Source organism: Brevibacterium litoralis (genome assembly GCF_040212315.1).
Lineage (GTDB): Bacteria > Actinomycetota > Actinomycetes > Actinomycetales > Brevibacteriaceae > Brevibacterium > Brevibacterium litoralis.
On the sequence record NZ_JBDIUY010000023.1, the window covers coordinates 77090 to 83133 of the forward strand.

Annotated in this window: 4 protein-coding genes, 1 tRNA gene and 1 pseudogene; 2 read left to right on the forward strand and 4 right to left on the reverse strand. The window is 71.2% G+C overall.

Going from position 1 to position 6044, the window contains the following annotated elements; translation table 11 throughout:
- Positions 1 to 15: 15 nt before the first annotated feature.
- The 3 genes from AAD496_RS08950 to AAD496_RS08960 all read right to left on the reverse strand — a co-directional run bounded on the left by AAD496_RS08950 (position 16) and on the right by AAD496_RS08960 (position 3180).
- Positions 16 to 88 (reverse strand) — tRNA-Thr (locus AAD496_RS08950).
- A gap of 111 nt (positions 89 to 199) precedes the next feature.
- A complete protein-coding gene (locus AAD496_RS08955; protein WP_349828320.1) occupies positions 200 to 1093 on the reverse strand; it encodes a DsbA family protein in 894 nt (297 codons plus the stop codon).
- Positions 1094 to 1242: 149 nt separating this feature from the next.
- Positions 1243 to 3180 (reverse strand): serine/threonine-protein kinase, encoded by a 1938-nt coding sequence (locus tag AAD496_RS08960; protein WP_349828321.1) that lies wholly within the window; start codon positions 3178 to 3180, stop codon positions 1243 to 1245.
- Between the two features lie 134 nt (positions 3181 to 3314).
- Here AAD496_RS08960 and AAD496_RS08965 point away from each other — a divergent pair, with 134 nt between their 5' ends.
- Positions 3315 to 4850 carry an alpha,alpha-trehalose-phosphate synthase (UDP-forming) gene (locus AAD496_RS08965; protein WP_349828322.1) on the forward strand — a complete coding sequence of 512 codons (1536 nt, stop codon included), beginning with the start codon at positions 3315 to 3317 and terminating at the stop codon, positions 4848 to 4850.
- A complete protein-coding gene (locus AAD496_RS08970; RefSeq protein ID WP_349828323.1) occupies positions 4835 to 5770 on the forward strand; it encodes a trehalose-phosphatase in 936 nt (311 codons plus the stop codon). Before AAD496_RS08965 ends, AAD496_RS08970 begins: the two co-directional genes overlap by 16 nt.
- A gap of 69 nt (positions 5771 to 5839) precedes the next feature.
- Here AAD496_RS08970 and AAD496_RS08975 read toward each other — a convergent pair.
- Positions 5840 to 6044: pseudogene (locus AAD496_RS08975) on the reverse strand (C4-dicarboxylate ABC transporter substrate-binding protein); the annotation flags it as partial.

The window sequence follows — 6044 nt, forward strand, 5'->3', positions numbered from 1 at the left end:
GGGCCTGTGAATCGGAGCCCCCTGTCGGGATCGAACCGACGACCTACGCTTTACAAGAGCGTCGCTCTGCCAGCTGAGCTAAGGAGGCGTGCCGTGCAATGGTACGGCACCCCGGCGCGGCCCGTCATATCGATCGACGTCGACGGACCCGCCGGGAGACGGGGGTGGCGATCAGCCTGTGTGGATCAGCCCGTGGTGATCAGCTGCTCGCCTGGATGAGCGTGGTGGCGAAGGACTGCGGGTTGCCCCACACGTCGCCCTCGACGGCCTCGCCGTTCACCAGGACGGTCGGCGTACCGGACACTCCTTCGTCGCCCATCGCCTCGGTCGTCGTCTTGCCGACGGTGTCTGCGAAGGTCTGCTCGGTGATGCACTGCTCGACCGTGGGTGCCGCACCCTCCTCGGGCACGGTGGCGATCGGGGTGGACGGGTCGACCCCGGCCTCCTCGGCCAGTGCGATGAGCTGCGCGTCCTCCATGCCGTTCTGGCCCTCGGCCGGCTGGTTGGCGAAGAGCGTCTGCATGAACGGGACGAGCGTCGCGTCCTGACCGGAGTCGGCCACACACGCGAAGGCGTTGGCCGAACGGGTCGAGTACTCGTTGCCGTTGGACTGCGAGTCGAGGAAGGCGATCGGTTCGAGCTCCATGACGAGCGAGCCGTCGGCGATCATGTTGCCGATAGCGGTGCCGTTGCCCTCCTCGAAGGCCTTGCACGCCGGGCACTGGAAGTCGAGGTAGACCTTGAGGTGGGCGGCCGTGTCCTGGGCACCCGAGTCGGCGACCGTGGGGAGGCCGGCGGGCACCTCGGCGTCGCCGGGCTCCGGGGAGGCGACGACCTGCAGTTCCTCGGAGTCCGCTGCTTTGGCGAGCGTGACGCCGCCGCTGACGTAGGCCTGCGGGCTCAGGGCCGGCTTGTTCGCCTGGACGAGCAGGAAGGTGATGACGAGGGCCACCGCCACGACCACCAGACCCAGGCCGGAGAACAGGATGATGCGCGAGAGCTTGTCCCGGCGGGCCTGTTCGTCGGCCAGCTGGCGGGCCTTCTCGCGTGCGTTCTGCCTGCGCTCCGGGCCGGAGGGCGTGTTCTTGGCCATGGGTCCTCACATGATCGACGGGTGCGTCCGGGAGCCATCCTAACGGGGAGGGCGGTGCTGGGAGGGCCGTGGGGGCGACCGGAAGTTGAACCTTCAAGCAACTCTCGGGAACGCGCCCGGGAGCGGCCCGAGGGAGGCCTCGCCGACGCTCAGTTCGTCATCGGCACGTGGGAGAACAGGTTCTCCCCCGCCGGCCACCACAGGGTCGCGGCGCCGGAGACGACCGCGGCGATCGCGAGCACCCCGACGGTCGCCAGACCCGCGAGTGCGATCCACTGTCCGACGGGGATCCGCACGACGGCGCGGACGATCTGCCGGGACCCCACCCTCAGGTGGACGGAGCCGGGACCGAGCCACAGGACGACCCCCGCGACGGCACCGGCCGCCCACAGGGAGAACACCTCGGACATCCCGTCGGGCACGATCCCCAGCGGGTCGAGCCGCATGAGCACCGCGACGGCGAGCGCGGCGACGATCGGCAGCACGTGCGTGACGAGGCCGAGTGCCGCCTCGGCGAGGAGCGCCAGCGGCACCCGCCCCACCGACCCCATGGTGCTCAGTGCGCCGGGCCCGTAGACCGTGAGGGTCCGGTGCCGATACCGCAGGACGTTGGCGACGGTGCGCGCCGCGAGCACCCACAGGAAGGACAGGAAGGCGACGACGAAGGGGCCCAGCGGCGTCATGGCCGTACCGAGGAAGGCCATACCGAGCACGGCCCAGTTCCCGAAGGACGCCGCCGAGGTGCCCTGTCCCCCACCGACACCCGCGCCCGGCATCTGCCCGGGGGCACCGGCCGGAGCGTTCGGACGGTGTGGGACCGGGGTACCGGGGGCCGGGCCGGAACCCTGGGGACGGTCGAGGCCGAGCGGACCGTAGGGCCGTGCACCGGGACGCGGACCCGAACCGGCCGGGGCCTGCCGGGCCGGGGCGTTCGGGCCGGGACCACCCGGGGGTGCACCGGGGCCGGGCCGACCCTGCGGGGAGCCGGGGCCGGGACGGTGTGGGGGTGGACCGGTCGGGGCGCCTCGGCCGCGGGGATCCGTGGGAGCGCCGGGAGGGACCTGTCCGCCGGGGCCCGTGGGCGGACCGGGACGGGGACCACCGGGGCCGGCGGGTCGCCCGTGGGGACCGGGCGGGACGACGACCCCGGCACCGGTCCCGCCGGCACCGCCGGGCACCGGACGACCGGCACCCGGGTGCTGCTGCCGGGGCACACCGGCCTGGACCGGCATGCCACCGGGACCGGGACGGGGCACGGGCGGACCCGGACGCCGGGACTGCCCGAGCGTCGGCATCCGCCCGGACTCGATGTCGACGAGTGCTTCGAGGATCATGTCGCCGCTGGGGCGCCGCTCCGGCCGCGGATCGAGACAGGCCCGCAGGAGCGGGACGAAGAGCGAGGGGACCCCGGTGAGGTCCGAACGGCCCATCGCCACGCGTCCGAGGACCGCTTCGAGCGGGCCCGACCCGTAGGGGTTGCGGCCCGTGGCGGCGAAGGCCATCGTCGCGGCCCAGCCCCACCAGTCGGTCTTCTCGTTCGAGGGCTTCCCGTCGGCGATCTCCGGACTCAGGTAACCCGGGGTGCCCATGACGAGGCCGGTCGCGGTGACACGGACTTCGTCGGCGACCTGGGCGATACCGAAGTCGATGACCATCGGCTCGCCGTCCATGATCATGACGTTCGCCGGTTTGAGGTCACGATGGATGACCCCGGCGTCGTGGACCGCCCGGAGTGCGTCGAGGAGCCCGTGGCCGAAGTGGACGAGTTCGTCCTCGGCGAAGGGTCCGTTCTGGCGGACGTCGTCGGACAGGGTCATGCCGTCGACGAACTCGGTGATGATGAAGGGGTGGTCGGAGTCGAGCTCCGCGTCGAGGACCTCCGCGATCCGCGGGTGCTTGATGCGACGCAGGGTCCGCACCTCGCGGGCCAGGCGGGCACGGGCGGTCTCGTCGTTCGCGATGTGCGCATGGAGAACCTTGACGGCGACCGGGTTGCCGTCCCCGTCCACGCCGAGGTGGACGATCCCCATGCCGCCCGAGCCCAGCTGTTCGAGTAGGCGGTATCCGCCCAGTTCTTCCTGTTCCATCGGCCCCAAGACTACCGGTTGCCGAAACATTCACTCGGTACGCTGAAGGGCACGGCCCGGATCCCCCTGTCAGGACGCCCCGCGTCCGTGCCCCGGGCCGCTGACAAGGACGAACAGTGAGGAGACACGTGGACATGCTTTCCACCGAGACACCCGAGCGATCCGTCCCCCGCCCCTTCCCCGCCACACAGGCGGGCGGTCCGGGCGCCGGCACGTCCCCGGGCAAGGACTTCGTCGTCATCGCCAACCGGCTCCCCGTCGACCGCGACGACTCCGCGGACTCCCCCGGGTGGAAGACCTCTCCCGGCGGACTCGTCACGGCACTGCAGCCGGTGATGAGATCCCATGACGGAGCGTGGATCGGCTGGGCGGGCGTCCCCGACGAGGACCTCGACCCCTTCGACATCGACGGCATGCACCTCGTTCCGCTCCGGCTGTCGCCGGCCGAGATCGAGCTCTACTACGAGGGGTTCTCGAACGCGACCCTGTGGCCGCTCTACCACGACGTCATCGTGCCCCCGGAGTTCCACCGCACCTGGTGGGACTCGTACAAGAAGGTCAACCGCCGGTTCGCCGAGGCGGCCGCGGCCACCGCGGCACCGGGCGCCACGGTGTGGGTGCACGACTACCAGTTGCAGCTCGTCCCGCAGATGTTGCGCAGCCTGCGACCGGACGTGTCGATCGGGTTCTTCAACCACATCCCGTTCCCGCCCTGGGAGATCTTCGCGCAGTTGCCGTGGCGTACCCGGATCCTCGAGGGTCTGCTCGGCGCCGACCTCATCGGCTTCCAACGTCCCACCGATGCGAGCAACTTCCGTCGCTGTGTGCGGATGAACTTCGGCTGGCGGACCAAGGGCGAGTCGATCCGGGTCCCCGCACGCGAGGCGACCGACACCACCCCGGCGACCGACGAGCACGTGGCCGCCGCCAAGGCCTTCCCGATCTCGATCGACACCGGGACGCTCGACCGGGCCTCCCGGGACCCCCGTCTGATGGAGAGGGCCCGGGAGATCCGCCAGGAACTCGGCGACCCGAAGGTGCTCCTCCTCGGTGTCGACCGGCTCGACTACACGAAGGGCATCCGACACCGCCTCAAGGCCTACGAGGAACTCCTGGGCGACGGCCGGCTCAGCACCGAGGACGTCACCCTCCTGCAGATCGCCACGCCCAGTCGGGAGCGGATCGACCAGTACCAGCAGATCCGGACGGACGTGGAACTCGCGGTCGGCCGCATCAACGGGGAGTACTCCGGGCTGGGCAACCAGGCCGTCCACTACTTCCACCACTCGTACCCCCGGGACGAGATGACGGCTCTCTATCTCGCCGCCGACGTCGTGCTCGTCACGAGCCTGCGGGACGGCATGAATCTCGTGGCCAAGGAGTACGTGGCCTGCCGGACGTCCGGCGACGGGGTCCTCGTGCTCTCCGAATTCACCGGGGCCGCGGACCAGCTCACCCAGGCGCTCATGGTGAACCCGCACGACATCACCCACCTCAAGGACACGATCGTCCGTGCCGTCGAGATGGACCCGAAGGAGCAGCGTCGCCGCATGAAGGCGATGCGACGCAAGCTCCGCCACGAGGACGTGCAGACCTGGTCGGCGGACTTCCTGGCCGCCCTCGACGAGTTCGACTCCGACAAGGAGATCCGCGGGTGGGAGAAGCCGTGAGCGACCGGCAGCACCTGCATCCTCCTGTCCGCGCCGCCGCCGAGGTCGACCTCTCCACGCTCGTGGGCGCCCGGCGTCTGCTCGTCGCGCTCGACTTCGACGGGGTCGTCGCACCTCTGCAGGACGACCCGGAAACCTCGGCACCCCTGCCGACGACCGCCCGCGCGATCGAGGCACTCGTCGCTCTCCCGGACACCGTCGTCGGGTTCCTCTCGGGTCGACCTCTGGAGGTGCTCCGGCGGCTGGCGCGGGCGCCGCACGGTGCCGTCTTCATCGGTTCCCACGGCGCCGAGGAGGACTTCTCGGGTCTCGCCCGTTCCACGGGGAACGCCGGGGGTACGGCGGGCACGGAGACCGTGAGGAGCGCGGACGCCGCGGACGAGGCGCCCTCCCCCGCCGAGCAGGACATGCTCGACCGCCTCGACGCCGGCTTCGACCGCATCGCCTCTGCGGCGCCCGCGGACGGTGAGGGCGATCTGCGACTGGAGGACAAGCCCCTGGGCCGGACCTTCCACCTGCGCGGGGTCACCGGTGAGCGGCGGGAGTACTTCGAGCAGGCCGTCGACGCGCTGGCCGACCAGGTACCCGAGGCCCGTCACCTGCACGGCAACGAGGTCATCGAGTACGCGGTGCGCACCCACACGAAGGCCGACGGACTGGAGCACATGGCGCGGGTGGTCGGGGCGGATGCGCTCGTGTTCCTCGGCGACGACCGCACCGACGAGGACGCCTTCGCCCTCATCCGGGAGTCGGAACGCACGCGGGGTTCGGGCGCCTCGGCGGTGCTCCCGCCGGCGGTCGGCATCAAGGTCGGCGAGGCGGACACCGTGGCCCCGACCCGGATCGCCGATCCCGCGGCCGTCGGCGCACTGCTCACCCGCCTCGCCGCCGAGCGCGCCGCCGCGCACTCCACCCCATGAATCGACTGTGCGCGGATCGGCGTTCGACAGGGTCGTGAACGCCGATCCGCGCACAGTCGATCGCCGGAATCAGGCCGGCCGGTGGTCGAGCATCGACTCCTCGTAGAGTTCCGTCGCGATCGGACGGTAGTCGGTGTCGTAGTCGTACCACTCCGACATGTCCTCGAAGGAGCCGCCGTCGGTGTACCCGAGCTCCTCGGCACGCTCCGCCCAGTGCGCGGAACGCTCGTCGAGACGGGTGAGGACGTCGTCACCGAGCACGCCGCTGGCCGCG